The sequence below is a fragment of the Streptomyces sp. NPDC005791 genome, from assembly GCF_042871485.1.
In the GTDB taxonomy this organism is placed as follows: Bacteria; Actinomycetota; Actinomycetes; order Streptomycetales; family Streptomycetaceae; genus Streptomyces.
The window spans coordinates 171681-196518 of the sequence record NZ_JBIAIP010000002.1 but is presented as its reverse complement, the minus strand read 5'-3'; the positions used below and the strand labels follow the sequence as shown (position 1 = coordinate 196518).

Genomic DNA, 24838 nt, shown 5'->3' with positions numbered 1-24838 from the left:
TTATGCCGCGGCCTCGCCGGGCAGACCGGCCTGCGTCGTGGTGCCGGCAGGTGTCGTGGTGGTGGTCGGACGGCGCCTGAGCTTGGGCACGCCGAACGTCGGGTGCGAGGTCGCCCACAGGCTGCCCTTGAGGATGGCCGCTTTGAGCCGCGCGGCCTTCCGGCCGCCCACGAACCAGGACTTCGCCTGTACGTCGGCGTCGACCATCTGGAAGATCGCGTCGTACCGCCCCAGGCTGATGTGGTTGCCGACGTAGGTCTTCTTGCCCTTGGGGACACGGCGCCCGGTCAGCCGTGCCACGATCGCGTCCGCCGCCTGCATGGTGGTGTGCCCGGCCGAGGCGCAGGACATCGGCAGCGGCCGGCCGTTGTCGCCGATCGCGTAGGCGCTGTCACCCGCGGCGTAGACGCCCGGGTGCGAGACCGAGCGCATCGTGTCGTCGACGACGATCCGGCCGTCCTCGGTGACCTCCAGCCCGGCGGCGGCCGCGAGGGGGTCGACGGCGAACCCGGCGGTCCACACGGTCACGTCGGCAGGGAGGGACGTACCGTCCGCGCGGACCGCGTGCGCCGGCCCCACCGCTTCGATGCCGGTGTGCTCGTGGACGGTGATGCCCAGCCGGTCGAAGGCCTCGCGCAGGTGGAGCCGGGCCCCCGGGGACAGCCAGGCTCCCAGCTCACCACGGGCGGCGAGCGCCACGGAGAGACCGGGGCGGGACTCGGCGAGTTCGGTGGCTGTCTCGATGCCGGTCAGGCCCTCCCCGACGACCAGTACGGTGCCGGTTCCGCCGAGACCGTCCAGGCGTGCGCGCAGCCGCAGCGCCGACTGCCGCCCCGCGACGTCGAAGGCGTGCTCGGCGACACCGGGGACACCGTGGTCGGCCACCCGGCTGCCGAGCGTGTACAGCAGCGTGTCGTAGGCGAGTTCGTCGTCACCCTCCTCGCCGGTCACGGCGACGGTCCCCCGCTCCGGGTCGACCGCCGTGACGCGTGCGACGCGCAGCTGCACCCCGGTGCCCGCGAACACGTCGGTGAGCAGTTGGGACGCGGGCTCCCGACCCGCCGCGAGCTGGTGCATGCGCATCCGCTCGACGAAGACCGGCTCGGCGTTGACGACGGTGATCTCGGTGTCGGCGGGCGAGAGGCGCCGGGCCAGGCTCCCGGCGGCGAAGGCACCGGCGTAACCGGCGCCGAGGACGAGGATGCGGTGCTTCATGGTGAGGCTCCTGTCTGAATCGCTTACCCCTTGAGCGGAACGGCGCGTCGATTCCTGACAGGTGTCGGATGTGACGTGGGTCACTGTTCGAACGTGCGGCGAACCAGGGGCGACGTAACCGTTGACAGGTGCAAACGCGTTCGTAATATGGCGGAAACACGCTCATCGGAGGCGCCATGCTCAGTGACGGCACAGCGCGGGACCGGACCATCGCGCGAGCACGCCTGAAGTTCCTGGAGAACGCGGAGCTGCCTGCGGCGATCGTGCCCGAGGGCATCCGCAACTCCTGGCAGCGTTCCAAGTACCTGGGCATCGGCACGGACGAGGTGGTCGTCCCCTACCAGCCCGACTACGACCGCGAGAGCCGCCTGGTACGCGCCGCCACGCCGGTCCTCGACCGCCTGGAACAGGCGCTGGCGGGCTCGGACGCCTGTGTGATCGTGACGGACCGGAAGGGCTGGGTGCGTGACCGCCGCGTCGGGGAGAAGCGGCTCTCGGCCCACCTGGACCGGGTCCACCTGGCGCCCGGCTTCAACTACGCCGAGGAGTTCGTCGGCACGAACGGCATCGGGGTCGCGCTGGAGGAGCGCCGGCCCAACGTGGTGCTGGGCACCGAGCACTTCAACGAACGCCTGCAGAACGTCTCCTGCGCAGCCGCCCCCATCCGGAACTCGGTCACCGGGCGGGTCGAGGGAGCCATGAACCTGACCTGCTGGAACGGCCCGGCACGCACCCTCATGGCAGCCCTGGTGCAGGAAGCGGCCGGCGACATCGAGCGCGTGATGTACGAGTTCAGCAGCTCGCACCAGCGCGCTCTGCTGGAGGCGTTCCAGCAGGTCACCCACTACGGCGACCGGCCGGTCCTCTGCCTCGGCCAGGACCTCGTGCTCGCCAACTCCGCTGCCTCGGCGAGACTCACCGGCGACGACCACCGGCTGCTGCACGAGGCCGCCGCCGAGCTGGGGCACGCCCCGCGCACCCGGAAGCAGGTGCGGCTGACCGGCGGGGAGACCGCCCTGATGCGCTGCCGCCGGATCGACAGCCCGGCGGGCGCGGCCGGATACCTGCTGGAGCTGGCCTTCACCGACCACCCCTGCGACCAGGCCCGCCCCGGCTCCCGCACCCGCCCCCGTGACGGGCAGGAGGCGGCCCGGCCCCGGCCGCTGCCGGGTCTGGCCGGGACGGACCCGGCGTGGAACGCCGTCTCCCGTACGGCGTCGCGCTGTGCCCGCGAACGGACGCCGCTCCTGCTCCACGGCGAGGCCGGAACAGGGAAGTCCGCGCTGGCCCGCGCCGCGCACGCGCTGACCGGGGCCGCCTCCGCGCCCGTCGTCGTGGACGCCGGGACCGACGATCTGACGGCCGCCCTGCACGCGGCCCCCACCGGACCCGGCCGGGCGCTGGTCCTGCGCAACGTCGACGCCGTGCCTCCCGGGCAGGGCCCCGCAGCGGCCCTGGCGCTGGACACCGCGGCGGCACAGGGCACCTGGATCGTGGGCACGCTGACCCGCGCACAGGGGGTACCGGACGCCCTGCGGAGCTGCTTCACCGAGGCGTCACCGGTACCCGCCCTGCGGCACCGCCTCGCCGACGTCCCGGCCCTGGTCGACTGCCTGCTGCGACGCATCGGCGCGGGCGTGGAGTGCGCGCCGGAGGTCCTGCCCTTGCTGCGCCGGCACGACTGGCCCGGCAACATCCGCCAGCTGGAAAGCGTCCTGCGCAAGGCTGCAGCGGGCCGCCGTACGTACCGGATCGAGCTCGGCGATCTGCCCCCGTCCCTGCACAGTGCGGGAGGCCGGCCCCTGAGCGCCTGGGAGGCGTCCGAACGCGACACCCTCGTCCAGGCCCTGCTGGAGGCGGACGGCAACAAACTGCTGGCGGCACAGCGGCTCGGCATCTCCCGTACGACGATCTACCGCAAGATGAGGGCCTACGGCATCACGCTTCCCGCGCGCCACTGAGGATTCCGGTCGTCGTTGTGGAGTCACGGACAGAAATGCGGCGCGGGGTGCGAACGCTGGGGGCGCGTGTCCCGGCACGTCTCTGCCGGGGTACGCGCCGAGTGTCAGCTGGTGGGGAAGCTGTCGGGAGTGCTGATCCGGCTCTTGAGCAGCGCCCCGGACTCCGTCAGCACCGCGCTGCTGCTGTAGTCGCTGCCGTTGCACGTGCCGGGCTTGAACGCCGCGCTGCTCTCGGGGGCCTCGGAGTAGGTCCAGTTCGCGTAGCTGATCTTCCGCTGATCGAGCAGATCCAGCCAGGCCGTGGTGCTCGCCCGGTCCATCGCGCCGCCCCCGTTGGCGCTCACCGTGCCGAACTCGGAGACGAACAACGGCAGTTGCGAGGCCGCCCGGCTCAGTGCGGAACGGTAGTCGTCCTTGTGGCTCGCGGCGTAGAAGTGGAACGCGTACATGATGTTGGTGGCGTTGACGGGGCTGTTGACGATCTCGCTCTCGTTGGATCCGTCCGACACCCCCAGCGAGGACCAGCCGCGCGTGCCGACGATGACGACGGCGTCCGGATCGGCGGCCCGGATCACCGGGATGACCTGCTCGGCGTAGTTCTTGATGCCCGACCAGCTCACGCCGTTGGGCTCGTTGGCGATCTCGTAGATCACGTTCTTCTTGCCGGCGTTACGGGCGGCGACGGAGGCGAAGAACGTCTTCGCGCGCTGAAGGTTGTAGTTCGGGTCGCCCGGCGTCAGCGTGTGGAAGTCGATCAGGGCGTACATGCCACGGGCCTCGGCCATGTCGACCAGTTCGTTCACGCGGGCGGTGAAGCCCGCAGGGTCGGTCTCGTAGCCGTCCTCCTGTACGTACATGGCGATGCGGAACAGGTCCGACTGCCAGTCGTCGGCCAACGCGTCAAGGGACGCGGGGTTGTAGCACTGGTCGAACCACTGGATGCCGTGCGTGCTCATGCCCCGCAGCTGGACGGGGCGGTCGTGCTGGTTGCACAGGTTCACGCCGCAGACGTGGAGTTGCCCGTTGACGTCCACGGGGGTGCCGTCGGACGGGACGGGCGGGGGCTCTTCCTCGAGGGAGCCCGTACAGGCGACGCCGTTGAGCGTGAACGCCGTGGGTTTCGGGTTGGCGCCCGTGAAGGAGCCCGTGAATCCCACCTCCGCCGCCGCGCCGGTGGCCAGCGTGCGGTTCCAGTCGAGACCCGCGACGGAGACCGCCGAGCCGGACTGCGACCAGGTGGCGTTCCAGCCCTGGACGACCTTCTGGCCCGCGTCCGGCATGGCGAACCCGAGCGTCCAGCCGGTGACGGGAGCGCCCAGGTTGGTGACCTTCACGGCGGCCTGGAAGCCGCCCGTCCACTGGCTGGTGACGGTGTAGTCGATCTTGCAGCCGGTGGCGGCGGCCGTCGCCTGGGGGCTTGTCGCTGCCGTGAGGCCCAGGACGGTCGCGCAGGTCGCCACTAAGGCGAGTAGGCGTTTCACAGTGTTCCTCCTCGTGGGGGTGAAGCGGAAACAGCGCCATGGGAGCGCTCCCAAGGGCCTTCGGCCCGGACCGTACACCGAGACGTCGACGCGCGTACAGATATCCGACCGGCTTGGGTGAGGAGGGGAACGAAAAGACCGACGTCGATGGCAGCGGAATGCGCCGGAGGGCGTGACGGGCGGCGCCGCCCGATCGATGATCCAGGAGAGAGAGTGCGCGGAACGGCCGGGAGCGACCTTCAGACGGCGGAGGCGACGAACGCGGCCCAGGCGGCCGGGGGCACGGTGAGGACCGGGCCGTTGGTGACCTTGGAGTCGCGGATGTGTACGGCGGCGGGGTGCGCGGCGACCTCGACGCAGTTGCCGCCCTCGCTGCCGCTGTAGCTGGACTTCCGCCAGGCGTACGCGACTTCGAGGCAGGCACCGCCTTCGCTGCCGCTGTGGCTCGACTTGAACCAGGTGAGATCCGTGCCGTGTGCTGCGCGCGTCATGACTCACTCTCCAAGCAGATCGTCCAGAAGGCGCATGCTCTCCTCGGGGGAAAACGCCTGCGAACGCAGCATCCCATATTTCTGGTGCAGCACACTGACCTCGTCGAGGTCGTCGATCAGGACACTGACACGCTGGCCCTCGATGTACGCCAGTTGGTCGTGGTCCGGGGTCTCCAGCAGCACCATCGGGCCGTCGAGTGCGGCGTGTGTCTCGCGGTCCGTGGGCATGATCTGAAGCACCAGGAAGGGCAGTTCCGCGCAGCGCCGCAGATGCAGGATCTGCTCGCGGAGTACGGACCGGCCCCCGAGGGGCCGTGCCAACACGGATTCCTCGATCAGGAAGCTGGCCATCGGCCGGGGTTTCCGGTCGAGCATGTGCTGACGGTCGAGGCGGCCTGCGAGACGTTCCTCCAGGGCGTCGTCTTCCAGCGGAGGATAGAGGCTCGCGAAGACCGCGCGCGCGTACTCCTCGGTCTGGAGTTGTCCAGGCACCACCTGGTTCTCGTACGACAGCAGCGTCACCGCCTCCTGCTCGTACTCCACGAAGTCCTGCACGAACGCCGGGAATCGCTCCTTCTGCGGCACCATCGCCACCGCGACCGACAACGCCCCCTTGGTGTCCAGCAGTTCGTCGAGCTGAGCCGCGAAGTCCGCCTGGAGCGCACGGCGCCCCTGCTCGATCGAGGCGATCGTGTCCTCGCCCACGCAGGCCCGGTCGGCCAGGGCTGTCTGTGTCAGCCCGGCCGCCCTCCGGAAGGCGGCGAGCTGGGCGCCGATCAGATGCCAGGACGTGACCCGCTTGGTCTTCTTGTTCTTCGCCGAGTGCATGAGGTGTGCCCTTCCCTGTGCGCGAGCCCCGCCGGACCGTCAGCGCCCGTACGGACGCGGTGTACGACCTGACGCGGTGAACAAGAGTAGTGACTTTCTGTGACAGTCGTCCCGTGAACGAGACAACTCGACCCGCCTCCTTCCGTGAGGCGTTCTACCGCCGTGAGCGCAGGTCCGTCCCCCTCGCGCGCCAGTTCGTCCGCGAGGTGCTGATCGACTGGGCGTGCGAGCTGGACCTCGGTGACGTATTGCTCTGTGTGAGCGAACTCGCCACCAACGCCCTCGTCCACGGCGTCCCGCCCGGCCGGGGTTTCCGTGTTCAGCTCACCTGGGGCGAGGTGCTCCGGATCGAGGTGCACGACAGCGGGGGAGGTGCGGTCGGGGAGCCCGCGCACCCCGCACCCCTCGCCGAGTACGGGCGCGGGCTCGTGCTCGTCGGGGCGCTTGCCGATGCGTGGGGCGTGGGGGAGCGGGACCCGGGGAAGGTCGTGTGGTGCGATTTTGCCGCTTCGGCAAGCAAGCTTGTCACTACGGCCCCGCGCGCGCACCATCTCCCGTAACAGGAGGTGTTCCGCATGAGCGACAAGAACCAGCGGTACGACGTAGTGGTGATCGGCGGTGGGGCCGCCGGGCTGAGCGGGGCGCTCGCCCTGTCCCGGGCGCGGCGTTCCGTGCTCGTGATCGACGGGGGGAGACCGCGCAACGCGCCCGCGTCCCACGCGCACAACTACCTGGGCCGCGAGGGCATTCCGCCCTTGGAGCTGTTGGCCATCGGCCGGGCCGAGGCGGAGGGCTACGGCGCCGAGATCGTCCAGGGCGACGTCGTCTCCGCCGAGAAGGTGTCCGACGGCTTCCGCGTCGTACAGGGGGACGGGACCACCGTCCACGCGCGTCGGCTGCTGGTGACCACCGGCATCGTCGACGAGCTGCCGGACGTGGAGGGCCTGGCCGAGCGCTGGGGCAACGACGTGCTGCACTGCCCGTACTGCCACGGGTGGGAGGTGCGGGACCAGGCCGTAGGCATCCTGGCGGGCAGCCCCATGGCCCCGCACCAGGCACTGCTCTGGCGGCAGTGGACCGACGACGTGGTGCTGTTCCGGAACGACCAGCCCGACTTCAGCGACGAGGAGTACGAGCAGCTCGCCGCCCGGGGTATCTGCGTGGTCGACGGTGAGGTGACCGCGCTGGAGGCGGCGGACGACAAGGTCACCGGTGTGCGGCTGGCCGGAGGCACGGTGATCCCGCGCCAGGCACTCGTCGTCCAGCCCCGCTTCACCGCGCGCTCGGCGGTCCTGGAGGGCCTCGGTCTCCGGCCCACCGAGATGGAGGTGGGCGGCCACGTCGTCGGTACGTACATCGCGGCCGACCCCGCCGGGGCGACCGAGGTGCCGGGCGTATGGGTGGCCGGCAACGTCGCCAACCTCATGGAGCAGGTCGTCGGAGCGGCGGCAGCCGGTCTGAAGGCCGCCTCGATGATCAATATGGACCTCGTCACCGAGGACACCCGGCGCGCGGTCGACGCCCGCCGCGCACCCTTCTCGGCCGAGGCCGAGCGCCAGGTCACCGAGCGTGTGCTCGGTGACCGCCGTCACGGACTTCAGGAGACATCACGATGACCACCGAAGACACCCGCACCGACGCCGAGATGTGGGACGACCGGTACCGCGAGAGCGACCGGATCTGGAGCGGCAACCCCAATGTCGTCCTCGTCCGTGAAGTGGAGGGCCTCAAGCCCGGCCGCGCCCTCGACCTGGGATGCGGCGAAGGCGCGGACGCGGTCTGGCTGGCCCGGTGGGGCTGGCAGGTCACCGCGACCGACATCTCGCGCGTCGCCCTCGAGCGGGCGGCGGTCCACGCGGCCGAGGCCGGTGTCGCCGACCGGATCGACTGGCAGTGGCACGACCTGGGGGCCTCGTTCCCCGAGGGGGAGTTCGATCTGGTCTCCGCGCAGTTCCTGCACTCCATGGGTGACCTGCCGCGCGAGGAGATCCTGCGCAAGGCGGCCGCGGCCGTCGCACCCGGCGGGGTGCTCCTGGTCGTCGGCCACGCCGGCTTCCCCTCCTGGGAGCACGACCACCCGGACATGGAGCTGCCCACGACGGACGAGGTCCTCGCGTCCCTCGAGCTCCCGGAAGGGGCGTGGGACGTGTTGCTCAGCGAGGAACACGAGCGGATCCAGAACGACCCCGAGGGCAACCCCACCACCCGCACGGACAACGCGCTGAAGCTCCGCCGCCGCTGACAACGGGTGTGGCTCCGCACCGCGCATCGACGGCAGGGCCTTCGCCGGACGTGAGGGCCCTGCCGTCCGGCCAACCAGGAGAGCGGGGGCGTGACGGGCCGCCGTCCAGCCTCAGAACCAGAAGCCTTTAGGACATGAAGTGACCTATATGGATTCTAGTGTGGGCCTCGATCGGCGGAACAGGGACGACAGAAGGCAGAGATCATGACCGTCAGCGAGACGAGCACCCGCAACGTGGCCGAGGCCCTGGCCGTCACCGGCGAGCGCGCCGACCTGCTGGAGATGCTGGCCGTCCAGCGGCACTTCCTGCGCCTCACCACCCGCGACCTCACCGACGAGCAGGCGCGGTTGCGGACCACCGCCAGTGCACTGTGCCTGGGAGGTCTCATCAAGCACGTCACCGCGGTCGAGCGGAGCTGGGCGGGCTTCATCCTGCACGGCCCGTCGACGGTGCCGGACTTCACCGCCATGACCGAGGCCGACTGGGCCCGACGGGCCGACGAGTTCGAGCTGCTGCCCGGCGAGACGCTGGCGGGCGTGCTCGACGATTACGCCGACGTGTCCCGCCGGACCGATGAACTGGTCGCCACCCTGCCCGACCTGTCCATCACCCACGCGCTGCCGAACGCCCCGTGGACGGAGCCCGGCAAGCGGTGGTCGATCCGTCAGGTGCTGATGCACATCGCCACCGAGACCGCCCATCACGCCGGTCACGCCGACATCATCCGTGAGTCGCTGGACGGCGCGAAGAGCATGGGCTGAACGAAGCCCTGGTCCGTGAGTGGGCGCGACGGCCGCAGGGACGAAGCGTGCCCCCGTGCTGGAACAAGGGTGAAACGCCGAGCGCCCGCCGTCCTCCCCGGAAGGGGAGAGCCGGCGGGCGCGCTCGGTCCAGGTGGCTCAGGCCTGCGGGACGGCCTTGATCGCGGAGATGTCGAAGGTCAGCTTGACCTTGTCGCTGACCATCACACCGCCGGTCTCCAGCGCCGCGTTCCAGGTCAGGCCCCAGTCGGAGCGCAGGATGTTCGTGCTGCCCTCGAAGCCGACACGCTCGTTGCCGTACACGTCGGTGGCGGAGCCGTTGAACTCCAGGTCGATGGAGAGGGGCCGGGTGACGTCCTTGATCGTGAGGTCGCCGGTGACGCGGTAGGTGTCACCGCCGAGCTGCTCGGCCTGCGTGGAGCGGAACGTCATCAGGGGGAACTTCTCGGCGTCGAAGAAGTCGCCGCTGACCAGGTGGCCGTCGCGGTCGGCGATGCCGGTGTCGACGCTGGCGATCCTGACGTCGATCGACGCGGAGGAGTTGGACGGGTCGGAGCCGTCCAGTACCAGCGTGCCCTCGTGCTCACCGAAGGAGCCGCGCACGTTGGTGACCATGGCGTGGCGGACGGTGAAGCCGATGCTGCTGTGCGCCGGGTCGATGGTGTAGGTGCCGGTCAGCGCGGCCAGTGCCGGGTCCACCGCGAGGGTGGCGGTGGCGGACGAGGCCTCGTTGTTCTTGCGGTTGAACAGAGCCATGGCTCCTCCTCGGGGGACGTGTTCAGACGAGTGGCTTGCCGAAGGTCTTGTTTAACCTTCAATGAGATTGACTGTAGACCCATTTTGTTAAACATTCAACATCAGCGTCCAGGTCGGTCCGGAAGTCCGGCCCGTCCGGCGCCTCTCCCTGGTGGACGCGCGTAGATCCCGGGCGTCCGGGATCACCTGGTCGCCCTCGGGCGGCTGCTCCAACCGGAACCTCTCCACCTGTACGTCCTTCGACCAGCTCGAACCCAGACGCTGATGAGCGCCACGAGTCCGCCCCGCCGGCCGCGGCAGCGGACGACGGGGCGGATCGTCACCGGTGGGAGGCGTCACCGGTGGGGGCGTCAGGAGCCGACGCTCACCGTGAAGCGCCGCGGGTTGCCGTCGTGCGCCGCCCCCGAGACATCCGGTTCGCCGTCCGGGCGTACGTCGTCGTAGGGGAACGCGTAGCCGATCGGCGAGTTCGCGTGGACGACGCGGGACCAGTGGTTCGTCACCCCGCCCTTGTAGTAGTCCGCCACCGTGGTGCCGTTGGGCTGCTGCGGGTGACTGAGCATGATCGAGCGGTTGAAGCCCGCGGCGATCCTGGCCAGCAGCGCCTTCTTGTCGTCGGAGTCACCCGGGTTGTTGGTGAAGGGGCCGTGGTTGCAGGTGAAGATGTCCTTCGACGTCGGCTTGACGAACGTGTGGCCGCCCTCGAAGGTCAGCGTGTCGCCGCTGACGCGGCCGGCCATCGTGCCCCGGCCCCCCTGCAGATCGATCCTGAGGTCGGTGGAGCGGTACTTCTCCCAGACCTCGTCGATCTGGGCCGTGAACAGATCCCGGAACGGCATCTCGGCCGGCCGGTCGAAGAACGGCGCCATCAGGTTCTGCGGCGAGACGACCCGCAGGACCTGCCCGTCGCCGCCCCGGGTGACCAGCTTGTCCCAGGGCTGACCGTCGGCGGCCGCCTGCGCCGTGAGGTCGTCGGCGATGCGCTGCACCGCGCCGTCCGGGAGCGGGGCCACCGTGTGGGTGGCGTCACCCTCCAGGGTCAGCCCGATCGGCAGCGCCGTCACGAGGTCGACGTAACTGATGTTGGCGTAGAGCTGCTGCGGATTGAACGTGAACTCGCAGAACGACCAGGTCCTGCCGTAGTTCGGGTCGGTGGGCGTCGCGAAGGCGGGCTCGACCAGGGAGGGACCCGGGTTGAGATAGAAGTCCAGCTTGTCGTCCCGGACGAAGTAGACCCTCGCTCCGTACATCTGGGGCAGGGTCAGGACGACGGGCCCGGCGCCAGCGGCTTTCAGCGGGATGGCGCAGTCCACCGGCAGGGGGGTCTGCGGGGCGCCGGGGGAGTCGGGGCGGTAGACGGTGCCGTCGGGGCGCAGGAGCACCCAGCGGTCCGTGCCCTGCTCGTGGCCGGTGACGTACGCGTGCACCGTGCCCGGCAACGACTTGTTCTCCAGAGCCAGTTCACAGGTTTCCGCAGCCGCCGAGGCGCGCGGGCTCAGGGCGCTGCCCCAGAGGGGGTAGGAGAGCGCGGTCGCCGAGGCGGCGGCGCCTGTCAGGAACATTCTGCGCGAAATCACGAAGGAACTCCCGAGGTGTGGGGGTCGCAGACGGGGGTCAGGGGGGGAGGTGGAGCTGTGGGGGGTGTCTGCGGTGCGCACCACTCTCGCCAGGCCTTCGGTGAGCGTCAAGACTTACGGCTGAGAGCGCTCTCAGACAGGCTCAGTTCTTCACAACTCGATGCCGCTGGACGGGATTTGGCCACGCCTGGTCGATCATCGGCTGCATGGAGTGAACAGGAGTCGAACGCGACACCGGCCGTGGGACGTCCGGTCGTCCCCGGGGTGGAACGGTGTGGCACTCCGGGGCGTGTGATCCTGGGAGTCCCCCCGCCATTTCGGTGCGTCGGGTCGCCCGCCCCGGTGGATCCGCGGCGTGGCGCGTGAGCGGGCGTGTGGCGGGCGCCACATGGTCCGCTTTGTTGGAGTCCTACAACGCGAACGCCCCGTGAGCTGGTGGATGGGTTACATGGTGTCCGGCTTCTGTCAGGTGCCACCAGGAAACAGGGCGGGAGACTGTCCGGTGTGGACGGCAGGGATTGTGTGGTCGGGTTCGTAGGGTCGACGTATGACCGTTGTGGACGAAATCCCGGGCGAGCCGAGTGACACGCGTGGCCGGGTGGCCGAACTGCTGGCACTGCGCGAGCAGGCCCGGCGTGGACCGAGCGACCGGGCGACCGAGGCGCAGCACGCCAAGGGCAAGCTGACGGCCCGCGAGCGCATCGCGCTGCTGCTGGACGAGGGATCGTTCAAGGAGGTCGAGCAGCTGCGCCGGCACCGGGCGACCGGCTTCGGCCTGGAGGCCAAGAAGCCGTACACCGACGGTGTCATCACCGGGTGGGGCACGGTCGAGGGCCGGACCGTCTTCGTCTACGCACACGACTTCCGGATCTTCGGCGGGGCGCTGGGCGAGGCGCACGCCACGAAGATCCACAAGATCATGGACATGGCCATCTCGGCCGGTGCCCCGCTGGTCTCGCTGAACGACGGCGCCGGCGCCCGTATCCAGGAGGGTGTCAGCGCGCTCGCCGGCTACGGCGGGATCTTCCAGCGCAACACCCGCGCCTCCGGTGTCATCCCGCAGATCAGCGTGATGCTCGGCCCGTGCGCCGGTGGCGCCGCGTACAGCCCGGCGCTGACCGACTTCGTCTTCATGGTCCGTGAGACCTCACAGATGTTCATCACCGGACCGGACGTCGTCAAGGCCGTCACCGGCGAGGAGATCACCCAGAACGGCCTCGGCGGCGCCGACGTGCACGCCGAGACCTCGGGCGTCGCGCACTTCGCGTACGACGACGAGGAGACCTGCATCGCCGAGGTCCGCTACCTGATCGGGATGCTGCCCTCCAACAACCGGGAGAACCCTCCGGTCGTACCGAGCGACGACCCGGCCGACCGGCGCGGTGACGTCCTCCTGGACCTCGTCCCGGCCGACGGCAACCGCCCGTACGACATGCACAAGGTCATCGAGGAGCTCGTCGACGACGGCGACTTCCTGGAGGTCCACGAGCGCTGGGCCCGCAACATCGTCTGCGCACTGGCCCGGCTCGACGGCCAGGTCGTCGGTATCGTGGCCAACCAGCCGCAGTCGCTGGCCGGCGTCCTGGACATCGAGGCGTCCGAGAAGGCCGCGCGATTCGTCCAGATGTGTGATGCCTTCAACATTCCCATCGTCACTCTGCTGGACGTACCCGGCTTCCTGCCCGGCGTCGATCAGGAGCACGGTGGGATCATCCGGCACGGCGCGAAGCTGCTCTACGCGTACTGCAACGCCACCGTGCCGAGGATCTCGCTGATCCTGCGCAAGGCCTACGGAGGCGCGTACATCGTCATGGACAGCCAGTCCATCGGCGCCGACCTCACCTACGCGTGGCCCACCAACGAGATCGCCGTGATGGGTGCCGAAGGCGCCGCCAACGTCATCTTCCGCCGTCAGATCGCCGACGCCGAGGACCCCGAAGCCATGCGGGCCCGCATGGTCAAGGAGTACAAGGCCGAGCTGATGCACCCCTACTACGCCGCCGAGCGCGGCCTGGTCGACGACGTCATCGACCCCGCCGAGACGCGCGAGGTGCTGATCGCCTCGCTCGCGATGCTCCGCAACAAGCACGCCGACCTGCCGTCCCGCAAACACGGCAACCCCCCGCAGTAGCCGCGGCCGCAGCGGCGCTCCGCTCCGCTCCGCGACCACCTGCCCAGAAGACGGAGACATCCATGAGCGTCACCCCCGCCGATTCGGTCCTGCGCGTCGAGAAGGGCCAGGCCGGCCCCGAAGAGCTCGCCGCCATCACCGCTGTCCTGCTCGCCCGCGCGGCCGCCCAGCCCGAGGTGACCGCCCACCGGGGCCGCAGCACCGCCGGATGGCGCAGGCTGGAGCGCACCCCGGGTTTCCGGGCCCCGCACAGCTGGCAGGGCTGAGAGCGGCCGCTGAGGCCGTTCAGGGGCCTCAGGGCCCCGTGCGCGCGTCCCTGTGTGTCCCGAACGTCCTGTGACGTCCTGTGCGCCCTGTGCGGACGAAGGCCCCGTACTCCTCGAAGCTCGAGGAGTACGGGGCCTTCGTCGTGCGGCGTCGGGGTCAGCGCAGGCGGGCCATCAGTGCGTGCTCGACCAGGGTGATCAGCGCGCTCTTGGCGTCCGCGCGGTGCCGGGCGTCCGTGGTGAGGATCGGGGTGTCAGGTCCGATCTGGAGCGCTTCGCGTACTTCGTCGGGCGTGTAGGCCTGGTGTCCGTCGAAGCCGTTGAGGGCGATGACGAACGGGAGCCCGCTGTTCTCGAAGTAGTCGACGGCGGGGAAGCAGTCGGCGAGGCGGCGGGTGTCGACGAGGACGACGGCGCCGATGGCGCCGCGGACCAGGTCGTCCCACATGAACCAGAAGCGGTCCTGTCCGGGGGTGCCGAACAGGTAGAGGATCAGGTCCTGGTCCAGGGTGATGCGTCCGAAGTCCATGGCCACCGTGGTGGTGGTCTTGTCCCCGGTGTGGGTCAGGTCGTCGATGCCCGCGGACGCGGACGTCATCACGGCTTCGGTGCGCAGCGGATTGATCTCCGAAACGGCACCGACAAACGTGGTCTTACCCACGCCGAAGCCCCCTGCCACCACGATCTTCGCCGAGGTAGTGGAGCGGGCCGCTCCGCCGCTAGAGCTTGCGAAGTCCACTGAGCACCCTTTCGAGCAGTGTCACATCTGGTTGGCCGCCGGCGGTCTCGTCGCCGCCGGGCTGATGGATAGCGACGAGTCCGGCCTCGGCCAGGTCGGCGACGAGGATCCGGGCAACGCCGAGGGGGATCGAGAGCAGGGCCGACACCTCGGCCACCGACTTGATCTCGATGCAGAGCCGGCAGATCCGCTGGTGCTCGGGCAACTGCCCTTGCAACCGGGACGGATCGGCCGTGGTGCTGACCAGTGCCTCGATGGCGAGCTGGTACCGCGGCCGGGTCCGGCCGCCGGTCATGGCGTACGGACGGACCAGCGGGTTGTGCGCCGCGGGCTTCGCCGGCGCCGGTTCCCGCCGCTGGACGGGCTGGATGCGCGACGGCGGGACCTCGTACCGAGGCTGCTGCCAGTCGCCGCCCTGCGAACCCTGCTGCGGCTGCTGGTACGGCTGCTGGTGCGGCCACCCGGACCCGGGCTGCGGGGACTGCTGCTGCCAGTCGCCACCGTGCCGGCCCTGCTGGGACTGGTGGGGCTGCTGATAGGGCTGATACGGCTGATAAGGCTCTTGCGCGCCCTGTCTGCCGGGCATGGAGGGGTTGTCGAAACGGTTGTCACCCTGCTCACCCGGAACCCGCTGACCGCCCTGGTACGGGTGCCCGCCTGTGGGTGTTGCCACGTTTCCTCCTCCGCCTGCCGGTCGCCATCACAGTGGTGCCGCGCCACCGCACCTTATGGCGCGGTGACGAGAAACGCACTGTCTGTCTATTAGTTAAGAAGACTTCCCTGGAGTTCGGCGCGGAGATCCGGGGTGAGAACACTTCCTGCACGATCTACGAGAAGTGCCATTTCGTACCCAACCAGGCCGATATCGGCGTCCGGGTGGGCGAGAACGGCGAGCGAGGATCCGTCAGAGATGGACATGATGAAGAGGAATCCTCGCTCCATCTCCACAACGGTCTGATTCACGGCACCGCCCTCGAAGATCCGGGAGGCACCCGCGGTCAGCGACGTCAGACCGGAGGCGACTGCCGCCAGCTGATCGGCACGGTCCCGTGGGAAACCCTCGGACATCGCCAGCAGGAGTCCGTCGGCGGAGACCACCACCGTGTGCGACACCCCAGGGGTGTTGTCCACGAAGTTGGTGATCAACCAGTTCAGATTCTGCGCCGCCTGGCTCATCGGGCTCACACTAACGCTCCTGGTTGTAGGTATCACTTGTGTCCGAACCCGCGGTACGTCCCCGCAGGACACCACGGCGCAGGTTGCTCAACCTGCCCCGCACGTCCTCAGGGGCACGGGAGACCTGTGGGCCGCCCTGCTGGGTCTGCTCAGCCGTGCCCTCGACCAGATTGGCCTTGGGGACGCGCCGGGGGAGACCGGAAGGGGTGATTCCGCCCGCCTTCGGCTCCCGCAGCTTCTCGGCCCGCTCCCAGCGCTCGTCGTTCGCCGAGCGCCAGTCCTCGGGGCCTTCGCCGTCCGCCTGCTGCGCCTGCGGCTGGTCCTGCTGAGGCCGCTGCTGCTGGGCCGGTGCGGCGGGCTGACCGTTCCCGCGGCCGGTGGGCTGCCAGTGCTGCTGGCCCGCACCGCGGCGCGGGAGACCCGCCTCGGTCAGCTCGGGACCGGGGCCGGGGGTGGGGGTGGGTCCCAGGCTGTCGAAGCCCTCGTGTTCCCGTGTCTCGGCGGGAGCGCTCGGAACAGATTCCGCTTCGGGCTGCGCCAAGGGCTCGAAAGCTCCCTGGTAGCCACCCTGATCCGCCCATTCACCCTGGTGGGGGCCGCTGTTCTGCGGAGCGAACTGGTCGGCGTACTGCTCCTGCCCGCCGTCCGGAGCGGCGTACACGGCTTCCGTATAGCCGTTCTGCTGCTGCTGCTGCTGCGGATCCGGATAGTTTTCGCCGTTGCCGGTGGCGTACGGGTCGTAGCCGCCCTCGTAGCCGGGCTGCGCGTACTGCTGCTGGTTCTGGGCGTACTGCTCCGGGGCCGGGGCGTACTGCTCCTGGGTGAACTGCTCCGGGGAGTAGTCCTGTCGCTGCCCGGTACCGTCGTCCTGGAACGGCGGGCGCTCGCCGCCTGTCTGTGCCTCCAGCGCCGCCCGGCGCTCCTCGCGCATGAGCGAGCGGTTGACCGGGTCGAGCTGGGGCGAGTCCGCGACCGTGGTGTCGTAGCGCGAGTCGTCGAAGCCGAGCTCCGCCGCCGTGCGCATCGGGACCTGCTGCGGCATCGGGTCGAACGCCTGCTGCTGCTCGGGCATGATCGAGGAGACGGTGAAGTCACCCTGCGGCGCACCTTCGCCGCCGCCGCCGTGGGTGATCGCGTCCGGCAGCATGACCAGCGACGTGGTGCCCGCCTGCTCGCCCGAGGGGCGGAGCTGGACCCGAATGTCGTGCCGGTCGGCCAGCCGGCCGACCACGAACAGGCCCATCCGCTGGGACACCGCGGCGTCCACCGTCGGGGGGTTGGCCAGCTTGTGGTTGATGTCCGCGAAGTCCTCGGCAGTGAGACCGATGCCCTTGTCGTGGATCTCGACCATGACGCGGCCGTCGGGCAGCCGGGTCGCGGTGACCCGCACCTTGGTCTGCGGCGAGGAGAAGGAGGTGGCGTTCTCCAGCAGCTCGGCCAGCAGGTGCACGAGGTCGGTCACGGCCTGGCCGTGGATCTCGCTCTCCGGCACACCGGTGAGCTCGATGCGCTCGTACGACTCCACCTCGGAGGAGGCGGCCCGCAGCACGTCGACCAGCGGCACCGGCTGATTCCAGCGGCGCCCGGGCTCCTCGCCCGCGAGGACGAGGAGGTTCTCGCCGTTACGCCGCATACGGGTGGCCAGGTGGTCCAGCTTGAAGAGGCTGTCCAGCTGGTCCGGGTCGGCCTCGTTGTTCTCCAGGTCGGTGATGAGGGTCAGCTGGCCCTCGATGAGCGACTGGTTGCGGCGCGACAGGTTGGTGAAGATCGCGTTGACGTTGCCCCGCAGCATGGCCTGCTCGGCGGCGAGCCGGACAGCCTCACGGTGCACCTGGTCGAAGGCGCGCGCGACCTCGCCGATCTCGTCCTGGCTGTTGATCGGGATCGGCTGCACCCGGGTGTCCACCCGGCCCGGCTCGGTCCGCGACAGCTGGTCGACCAGCATCGGCAGCCGCTGCTCGGCGATGCCGAAGGCAGCCGTACGCAGCTGGCGCATCGAGCGGCTCATCTGGCGGGCCATGAGCCCGGCGATGATGAAGGCGGCCAGCAGCGCGACGATCACGATGGCGGCGTTGACGATGGCGTCGGTCCGGGCGTCGGACGAGATCTCCGCCGCCTCGGCCACGGCCTTGTCCACCAGCTCGTTCTCGACCGTGGTGTAGCCGTCGAACTTCGCGGTGGCCGCGGCCATCCAGGTCTCGGGCGTGATGCCCTTCGCCTTCAGCTCGTCCGGCTGCTTGCCCTGGCCGATCTGCTGGGCCATGCCGTCGAAGACCGAACCGTCGATGCTCGGAGGCGCGACGAAGGGCTTGCCCGCGGCCTTGGCCTGTGCCTCGGCGGCCTTCAACTGCTTGGCGCCCTCGGCGGCCTTGGCGGCCATGACTTCCGTGAGCCGGGCCGCGTCGGCCTCCGTACCACCGGAGACGAACTCGCCGAGGGCGATCTGCTCCAGGTAGTTGTACGAGCTGAACGCCGTGACCTGGCCGTTGAAGTTGCGCTCCTCCTGGCTCGGCCGCACCAGCAGGTGCATGCCTATGGAGCGCTGAAGCGATTCTGCGGCCTTGGCCAGCTCGATCGCGTACACGGTCCGGCCGTAGCTGGTGATGTTGCCGGTGCCCAGGCCGAGCTCGTTGGAGAACTCCATCAGCGAGTGCTGGACCTTGGTGTAGCCCTCTTCCGTCTTCACCGGGTCCATCGCCTCGGCGTAGGCGGACTTGCGCAGCTCGGGGAGCAGCGGCTCCTCCACCTTGAACAGCTTCAGGCGGCGGTGGAGCCCTTCCTTGTCCGGCATGTTCTGCACGGCGGCGTCGAAGTCCGACGCGGCGCTGTCCGTGGTGGCACGCACCTTCTCCACCTCGGCGGCGGTGCGCTTGTTGGACAGCAGGGGCTGAGCGGTGAGGTCACGCTCGTTCAACAGGGCCTGTCCGTACGCCGCGGCCGCGCGGACGACCAGGGCCGTCTTCTCGGCTTCCTGCGCCTCGTTCCAGGTGTCGATCGACCCCTTCACCTGGAAGCCGCCCATGACCAGGCCGACCAGCGCCGGGATCAGGAGAATCGCGTTCAGCCGGGTGGGCACCCGCCAGTTGCGCGGGGACATCCGGCTGGTGCTGCCACCGGCCGGTTCCGCCGCGGACGACGTGTCCGCAGGCGGAGACACCGCAGCGCGCGGCGGCGGCGTGAAGTTGCCCCGCTCCGGCTGCGCCGCGGAGCCCTCGTTGCTTCGCCTCACTCGACCAACAACCTCTCGGCGTCGGCACCTACGTTGTGCCGGATTATCGTTCAGGGCCCGTACTGCTGGGCAGTTCGAGGCATTGCAGCACGGGGACCGGGCACGTTCCAAACAGTCGGAATGCGGGATTCGGAGCGAGGCGGGCGCCCGATAAAACGGGCATAAAGAACGAGCCCCGCCAAAAGGCGAGGCTCATGTGAGCGCAGCGGCACCGGCCGTGCGCGTCGGGTATCGATGAGGACCCAGATCTCTGTCGAAATGTTATGAACACGGGGGCGGATCGTGTCAAAGGACACAGGCCGCCCCCGAGTGACTACAACAACTTCCGTAGATCACTAAAGACTTACGGCTACTTCAGCCGTGCCATCAGTGCGTGCTCGACCAGGGTGATCAGGCCGCTCTTGGCGTCCGCGCGGTGCCGGGCGTCCGTGGTGATGATCGGGGCGTCGGGGCCGATCTGGAGTGCTTCGCGTACTTCGTCGGGCGTGTAGGGCTGGTGTCCGTCGAAGCCGTTGAGGGCGATGACGAAGGGGAGCCCGCTGTTCTCGAAGTAGTCGACGGCGGGGAAGCAGTCGGCGAGGCGGCGGGTGTCGACGAGGACGACGGCGCCGATGGCGCCGCGGACCAGGTCGTCCCACATGAACCAGAAGCGGTCCTGTCCGGGGGTGCCGAACAGGTAGAGGATCAGGTCCTGGTCCAGGGTGATGCGTCCGAAGTCCATGGCCACCGTGGTGGTGGTCTTGTCCCCGGTGTGGGTCAGGTCGTCGATGCCCGCGGACGCGGACGTCATCACGGCCTCGGTGCGCAGCGGATTGATCTCCGAAACGGCACCGACGAACGTGGTCTTACCCACGCCGAAGCCCCCTGCCACCACGATCTTCGCCGAGGTGGTGGAGCGGGCCGTACCCGTACCGCCGCTAGAGCTTGCGAAGTCCACTGAGCACCCTTTCGAGCAGTGTCACATCCGGCGCGCCGCCGGCCTCTCCGTTGCCCGGCTGGTGGATGGCCACCATGCCGGCTTCCGCCAGGTCCGCCACGAGGATCCGTGCCACACCCAGAGGCATGGCCAGCAGGGCCGACACCTCGGCCACCGACTTGACCTCGCGGCACAGGTGGCAGATCCGCTGGTGCTCGGGGAGCAGGGTCCCCAGGTGGGCGGGGTCCGCTGTGGTGCTGACCAGTGCCTCTATCGCGAGCTGATAGCGCGGCCGGGTCCGGCCGCCGGTCATGGCGTAGGGACGGACCAGCGGCTGGTCGCCTTCACCGTCGTACGACGCGTGGTGCAGTGCGCCGTACGGATCAGGTGAGGCGGGTGGCGGGGTCATAAATCCTCCGGGCGTGACAGCAGGGTGTCGGCTTGCCGTCTGAAGGTGGCCGGTGGGGGGCTGTGTCGGCCGGACGGGTGAGGGTTTTGAGTAGTACCTGGGGGGATCACGTCGAGTGTGTGCCGCATGGCCGTCTAGTGGAGCAGACTTCCTTGTAGTTCGGCGCGGAGGTCAGGGGTGAGGACGGTCCCCGCACGGTCGACGAGGAGTGCCATCTCGTACCCGACCAGACCGATGTCCGCGTCCGGGTGGGCGAGAACAGCGAGTGAAGATCCGTCAGAGATGGACATGAGGAAGAGGAATCCCCTCTCCATCTCCACGACGGTCTGGCTCACGGCGCCGCCTTCGAAGATCCGGGAGGCACCCGCGGTCAGCGACGTCAGGCCGGAGGCGACTGCCGCCAGCTGATCGGCGCGGTCGCGCGGGAAACCTTCGGACATCGCCAGCAGCAGGCCATCCGCGGAGACCACCACCGTGTGGGACACCCCTGGGGTGTTGTCCACGAAGTTGGTGATCAGCCAGTTCAGATTCTGCGCGGCCTGACTCATGGGGCTCAACTAACGCTCCTGCTGGTGAGTGGGGCCGAGTTGGTAACTGCCGGTAGACGGGCCGGTGTTGGCCTGTCGTCCCTGCTGGATGCCCCGGCGGAGATTGGTCAGACGGCCGCGTACGTCATCCGGCGCACGCGAAACCTGAGGTCCGGACTGATGATTCTGCTGCTGAGCGGTGCCCGGCACCAAATTGGCACGTGGGACACGGCGAGGCAGTCCGGACGTCGTGATCCCGCCGGCGGCGGGCTTCTTGACCCGCTCCGCCTGCCGTACGAGTTCGTCGTTGGGCGAAGCGCGCCATGAACTGGTCGCGCTGCTGTCCGCCGCGCCACGCCGAGGCATGGGCGGAGGCGGGGTGTCGCCGACGGGCTGGGAGGCGGCCGGTGCCTGCGGCTCGGCAGCCGGCGGCTGCTGGCCGCCCTGCTGCACGCCGTGGAACCAGTTCGTCTCCAGCGTGTCGTACAGCGGCGTACGTCCGTCACCGGGGCCGGCCGGCGGCAACGCCTCGGGCTGCTGCGGCAGCGCCGGACGGTGCGGCAGCTCACCCGCGGAGGGAGCCGGCGGACGCGGTGCGCCGAAGTCGGCGTCGTCCTGGTGGCGCGGTGCGGGCGTCTGCGGGGCCTGGGCGCCGAAGCCCTGGTCCTGCGGCATCGGCGCGTTGAAGTCGGGGCGGGCGAACTGCGCGGTGCTCGCCGGGTCCGGCGCCTGCGGGAACTGGGGCGCCTGCGGGTACTGGGGTGCCTGCGGGGCCGAGAAGTCCGGGCGGGCGAACTCCGCTGTGGCGCCGGGGCCCTGACGGTCGTCCATCGGCGGACGCTGGTTCGGCGGGCTGAACGGCTGGTTCGGGCCCGAGGTCCCCGGCCGGGCGAACCGGCCGTTGTCGTGCTCCTCGTGCCCACGCGGAGCGTCCGGCTGCGGGCGTCGGGGAGCACCCTGCTCCTCGGCGCCCCAGCTGGTGTTCTGCGCGCGCTGCGGCTGCGGGTTGCCGCCGGGCAGCTCGGCGCGCGGACCGCCGACGGGCGGAAGCTGGCGGCCGGGGCCTCCAGGCTGCTGTCCGCCCCGGTTGTCCTGGGGCTGCTGCGGACCACGGGGCGTGGGTGCGCCGGCGTGGCCGAAGAGGTTGGGCCGCCCCGAGTCCGTACCGGCCGAGGGGTCCTGCGGGGGCCGCGCTCCGGGACGGGCACCACCGGCGAAGGCACCGGCGAGGCCGCCGCCCTGACGCGGAGCGTCGGGCCGGCCGGGCAGACCGGGGCCCTGCTGGTTGCCCTGCTGCGGCTGACGCGGTCCGCCGTCACGCGAGGGCAGTGCGGCCCGAGGAGCCGAGCCCGTACCGACCTGTCCGCGCGAGGCGGACGCGCCGAGCCCCGCGGTGGGCGCCGAACCGGCGACTCCGGGACGCTGGCCGCCTGCGGCGGGCGCGCCGCCGGCGAGGAGCCCGCCCGGGGCGCCGCCCTGCTGGCCGCCCTTGCCCTGCTGGCCGGCCTTCGGCGGCTGCTTGCCACCGTGCGCGACCTCCATGGGCAGCATGACCAGTGCGGTGGTACCGCCGGAGTCGGAGGGCCGCAGCTGGATGCGGATGCCGTGACGCAGGGACAGCCGGCCGACCACGAACAGACCCATGCGGCGGGACACCGAGACGTCCACGGTGGGCGGCGAGGCGAGCCGCTCGTTGATCGCGGCCAGGTCCTCGGGGGAGAGGCCGATACCGGTGTCGTGGATCTCGACGAGCACACGGCCGTCGGGCAGCGCGTGACCGGTGACCCTGACCTTCGTCTGCGGCGAGGAGAACGAGGTGGCGTTCTCCAGCAGCTCCGCGAGCAGGTGCACGAGGTCGTTGACGATGCGGCCGGCGACCTCGGTGGCGGGCACGGCGGCCAGTTCGATGCGCTCGTACTGCTCCACCTCGGAGGCGGCGGCACGGAGCACGTCGACCAGCGGCACGGGCCGGGTCCAGCGGCGGCCGGGCTCCTCGCCCGCGAGGACGAGGAGGTTCTCGCCGTTCCGGCGCATACGGGTGGCGAGGTGGTCGAGCTTGAAGAGCGAGGACAGCTGGTCGGGGTCGGCCTCGCGGGACTCCAGCTCGGAGATGAGCGAGAGCTGGCGCTGGATGAGGCCCTGGCTGCGGCGCGAGAGGTTGGTGAACATCGCGTTGACGTTGCCTCGCAGCAGCGCCTGCTCGGCTGCCAGCCGGACCGCCTCGCGGTGCACGTCGTCGAAGGCCGCGGCCACCTGGCCGATCTCGTCCCGGGAGTGCACACCGACCGACTCGACGGAGGTGTCGACATCCTGCGGGTCCGTCTCGGAGAGCTGCTTGACGAGCTCGGGCAGGCGGTCCTGGGCGACCCGGGTCGCGGTCTCCTGCAGTCGCCGCAGCGAGCGGATCATGGACCGCGCCACGACGAAGGCGCCGACGAGCGACACGCCGAGGACGATGATGATCATCGCACCGTTCAGGATCGCGTCACGGCGCGATTCGTCACGCAGCTCGCGGGCCTTGCTCTCCATCTCACCGAGGAGCGTCTGCTCGATGGTGGTCATGGCCTGGATCTTGTTGGAGCTCTGGTCGTACCAGTCCATGTACGTGCGGGCCTTGCCGCTGCCCTCCATGCCCAGCGGGCTGTCGAGCACCTTCTTCGCGTACATGTCCGCGGCGGTGATCTCGGGATTCCCGTTGTCCAGCGGCGCCAGCAGTTCGGCGGAGCTCTTGCCGGTGGACTCGTAGGTCGTCTCGAAGGTCTTGAGGGTCGTGCTCGCCTTGTTCAGCGCGTTACGGCCGAACGCCTGGTCGTTGTCGTTCAGGTTGCCCTTCTCGCTGTCGCTGGTCGGCAGGGCCGCGGCGATGATGGCGCGCTCGACGGAGGCGTACTCCTTCGAGGAGGAGAAGGCGGCCAGTGCACGCGTCCGCTTGATCATCTCGGGGTTGCTGGTGGCCTGCGCCATGTCCTGCGACAGGCTCAGCAGCGAGGTGATGAGCTGGCTGTACTGGTCGACCGTGTTGAGACTCGGGCTGTCGCCGGCGTAGGCGTCCTTGCGGATGCTGGTGATGTTGCCCAGCTGGTTGCCGATCTGGCTGACACTCGCGTGGATGCTGTCCAGCGCCGCGTCGCCCGGGGAGTTGCCTATCTCGTCGGTGGCCTCGAAGAAGGCGTCCTTGGCGCGGTCGGTGCGCTCACGGGGCTGGGTGACCTTGTAGTCGGTGGCCTTCACGCCGTTCGACAGCGGGCCGGCCGACCTGTCGCGCTCCTCCTGGAGCGCGTTGGCGAGCGCGGTCGCCTTCTTGGTCATCTTGGTGAGCAGCTGCATGTGCTCCAGCTGGTCGATGTCGTTCATCGACTCGTTGATCCGCAGCCCGCCCAGGGTGGTCGCCGCGACGACGGGGAGAGCGAGCAGGGACACCAGACGCGTGCTGATGCGCCAGTTACGCAGAGCCACGCGTGAACCAGCGGTCGTGGGGCCGGCCGGCTTGGCGGGCGCCGCGGCCTCCGCGCTGCCGGAACTGCCGGAGCTCGTCGTGCCGGAGCGCTGCGCGCGGTCGCCGCCGTCACCGGCAGCACCGGGATTCTGGGCGTGCTGGGGCGAGGAACCGCGGTCGTTCCCACCGCGCGGTTCCTGCTCCGCCGGGGTTTCCCCTCGGCCCTGGCGGGGCTGGGGCGACCCCATGCCATCCCTCTTGAAACGTCCCTGCACTAGCGTCGCAACCTCTGGACCAGGCGTCCCTCCGCGCGGTCGCACGGCGGGACGGTGTCGGCGTCGTGGGGCGCTGGACGCGCCCCATGGTGGTCGTGAGTGACCGGCGTACTTCCCCCTCCCGCCGCCACTCGGCGCTGCGTTGCGCCCCTGCGCGTTGGGCCTGAAACCCGCGGCGGTGCGTGGAATTCCAGCACAGTGAAGGATCTCCAACAAGGCCCACGTACCGGGCTGTGACCTGGATGACACGGTGTGATGGCCGGGTGACAAGGCGTGGATCGTGTTCACGGTCAAACCGGTCGATATGGGGTTGGCTCCCCAGGGGTGCCGGGTGTCCCAGACGCCATGATCGGGAGCGGAATGACAGATTCAGAGCCGTATTGTCTGATTTGCATCCCATGATCAAGTGTCTGCAATGGGG

The 24838-nt window shown here is 69.8% G+C and carries 21 protein-coding genes; 7 read left to right on the top strand and 14 right to left on the bottom strand.

The annotated features are described in order from the left end of the window. Positions 1–1215, bottom strand: a complete 1215-nt coding sequence (locus ACFYSH_RS05205) for an NAD(P)/FAD-dependent oxidoreductase (protein ID WP_388750966.1) — start codon at positions 1213–1215, stop codon at positions 1–3. A 176-nt stretch (positions 1216–1391) separates the two neighbouring features. Between ACFYSH_RS05205 and ACFYSH_RS05200 the strand changes: the two genes are divergently transcribed. Next, a complete protein-coding gene (locus tag ACFYSH_RS05200) occupies positions 1392–3176 on the top strand; it encodes a sigma-54-dependent Fis family transcriptional regulator (protein WP_388750964.1) in 1785 nt (594 codons plus the stop codon). Between the two features lie 104 nt (positions 3177–3280). On the opposite strand, the gene ACFYSH_RS05195 is transcribed toward ACFYSH_RS05200, so the two are convergent. From ACFYSH_RS05195 to ACFYSH_RS05185, 3 genes are all read right to left on the bottom strand, one after another. Beyond that, positions 3281–4657, bottom strand: a complete 1377-nt coding sequence (locus ACFYSH_RS05195; RefSeq protein ID WP_388750962.1) for a cellulase family glycosylhydrolase — start codon at positions 4655–4657, stop codon at positions 3281–3283. Between the two features lie 239 nt (positions 4658–4896). Next, positions 4897–5148 carry a DUF397 domain-containing protein gene (locus ACFYSH_RS05190; RefSeq protein ID WP_388750961.1) on the bottom strand — a complete coding sequence of 84 codons (252 nt, stop codon included), beginning with the start codon at positions 5146–5148 and terminating at the stop codon, positions 4897–4899. Positions 5149–5151: 3 nt separating this feature from the next. Then, positions 5152–5976, bottom strand: a complete 825-nt coding sequence (locus ACFYSH_RS05185) for a helix-turn-helix domain-containing protein (protein ID WP_388750959.1) — start codon at positions 5974–5976, stop codon at positions 5152–5154. A 113-nt stretch (positions 5977–6089) separates the two neighbouring features. Here ACFYSH_RS05185 and ACFYSH_RS05180 point away from each other — a divergent pair, with 113 nt between their 5' ends. The 4 genes from ACFYSH_RS05180 to ACFYSH_RS05165 all read left to right on the top strand — a co-directional run bounded on the left by ACFYSH_RS05180 (position 6090) and on the right by ACFYSH_RS05165 (position 8980). Further along, positions 6090–6536 (top strand): ATP-binding protein, encoded by a 447-nt coding sequence (locus ACFYSH_RS05180; RefSeq protein WP_388750957.1) that lies wholly within the window; start codon positions 6090–6092, stop codon positions 6534–6536. A gap of 15 nt (positions 6537–6551) precedes the next feature. Beyond that, on the top strand, positions 6552–7592 hold the full coding sequence (locus ACFYSH_RS05175) for an NAD(P)/FAD-dependent oxidoreductase (protein WP_388750955.1): 1041 nt from the start codon (positions 6552–6554) through the stop codon (positions 7590–7592). Beyond that, positions 7589–8218, top strand: a complete 630-nt coding sequence (locus ACFYSH_RS05170; RefSeq protein WP_388750953.1) for an SAM-dependent methyltransferase — start codon at positions 7589–7591, stop codon at positions 8216–8218. The genes ACFYSH_RS05175 and ACFYSH_RS05170 overlap by 4 nt, the downstream gene beginning before the upstream one ends. 204 nt (positions 8219–8422) lie before the next feature. Next, on the top strand, positions 8423–8980 hold the full coding sequence (locus ACFYSH_RS05165; protein WP_388750951.1) for a DinB family protein: 558 nt from the start codon (positions 8423–8425) through the stop codon (positions 8978–8980). A gap of 138 nt (positions 8981–9118) precedes the next feature. Here ACFYSH_RS05165 and ACFYSH_RS05160 read toward each other — a convergent pair whose 3' ends face one another. After that, the gene (locus ACFYSH_RS05160) at positions 9119–9736 is read right to left on the bottom strand and encodes a YceI family protein (RefSeq protein WP_359474905.1); all 618 of its coding nucleotides are present in this window, start codon (positions 9734–9736) and stop codon (positions 9119–9121) included. Between the two features lie 350 nt (positions 9737–10086). After that, positions 10087–11298: a glycoside hydrolase family 64 protein gene (locus ACFYSH_RS05155; protein WP_359475093.1), complete on the bottom strand. Its 1212-nt coding sequence runs from the start codon at positions 11296–11298 to the stop codon at positions 10087–10089. A 562-nt stretch (positions 11299–11860) separates the two neighbouring features. Here ACFYSH_RS05155 and ACFYSH_RS05150 point away from each other — a divergent pair. Then, positions 11861–13444, top strand: a complete 1584-nt coding sequence (locus ACFYSH_RS05150) for an acyl-CoA carboxylase subunit beta (protein WP_388750948.1) — start codon at positions 11861–11863, stop codon at positions 13442–13444. A 62-nt stretch (positions 13445–13506) separates the two neighbouring features. Continuing rightward, positions 13507–13710 carry an acyl-CoA carboxylase subunit epsilon gene (locus ACFYSH_RS05145; RefSeq protein WP_359472965.1) on the top strand — a complete coding sequence of 68 codons (204 nt, stop codon included), beginning with the start codon at positions 13507–13509 and terminating at the stop codon, positions 13708–13710. 157 nt (positions 13711–13867) lie between these two features. Here the strand turns inward: ACFYSH_RS05145 and ACFYSH_RS05140 are convergent, their stop codons facing one another. The 8 genes from ACFYSH_RS05140 to ACFYSH_RS05105 all read right to left on the bottom strand — a co-directional run bounded on the left by ACFYSH_RS05140 (position 13868) and on the right by ACFYSH_RS05105 (position 24390). Further along, positions 13868–14449, bottom strand: a complete 582-nt coding sequence (locus tag ACFYSH_RS05140; RefSeq protein ID WP_356332557.1) for an ATP/GTP-binding protein — start codon at positions 14447–14449, stop codon at positions 13868–13870. Beyond that, the gene (locus ACFYSH_RS05135) at positions 14430–15122 is read right to left on the bottom strand and encodes a DUF742 domain-containing protein (RefSeq protein WP_359472962.1); all 693 of its coding nucleotides are present in this window, start codon (positions 15120–15122) and stop codon (positions 14430–14432) included. The genes ACFYSH_RS05140 and ACFYSH_RS05135 overlap by 20 nt, the downstream gene beginning before the upstream one ends. Before the next feature lie 89 nt (positions 15123–15211). Beyond that, entirely contained in the window at positions 15212–15625 is a 414-nt protein-coding gene (locus ACFYSH_RS05130) for a roadblock/LC7 domain-containing protein (RefSeq protein WP_006127847.1), read from the bottom strand. 10 nt (positions 15626–15635) lie between these two features. Further along, positions 15636–18854 carry a nitrate- and nitrite sensing domain-containing protein gene (locus tag ACFYSH_RS05125; protein ID WP_388750945.1) on the bottom strand — a complete coding sequence of 1073 codons (3219 nt, stop codon included), beginning with the start codon at positions 18852–18854 and terminating at the stop codon, positions 15636–15638. A gap of 349 nt (positions 18855–19203) precedes the next feature. Next, positions 19204–19791: an ATP/GTP-binding protein gene (locus tag ACFYSH_RS05120; RefSeq protein ID WP_359472958.1), complete on the bottom strand. Its 588-nt coding sequence runs from the start codon at positions 19789–19791 to the stop codon at positions 19204–19206. After that, entirely contained in the window at positions 19772–20179 is a 408-nt protein-coding gene (locus ACFYSH_RS05115) for a DUF742 domain-containing protein (protein WP_356713524.1), read from the bottom strand. Before ACFYSH_RS05115 ends, ACFYSH_RS05120 begins: the two co-directional genes overlap by 20 nt. A 134-nt stretch (positions 20180–20313) precedes the next feature. Next, positions 20314–20727, bottom strand: coding sequence for a roadblock/LC7 domain-containing protein (locus ACFYSH_RS05110; protein ID WP_006127850.1), 414 nt, complete (start codon positions 20725–20727; stop codon positions 20314–20316). A gap of 9 nt (positions 20728–20736) precedes the next feature. Then, positions 20737–24390, bottom strand: a complete 3654-nt coding sequence (locus tag ACFYSH_RS05105; protein WP_388750942.1) for a nitrate- and nitrite sensing domain-containing protein — start codon at positions 24388–24390, stop codon at positions 20737–20739. Positions 24391–24838 lie beyond the last annotated feature (448 nt).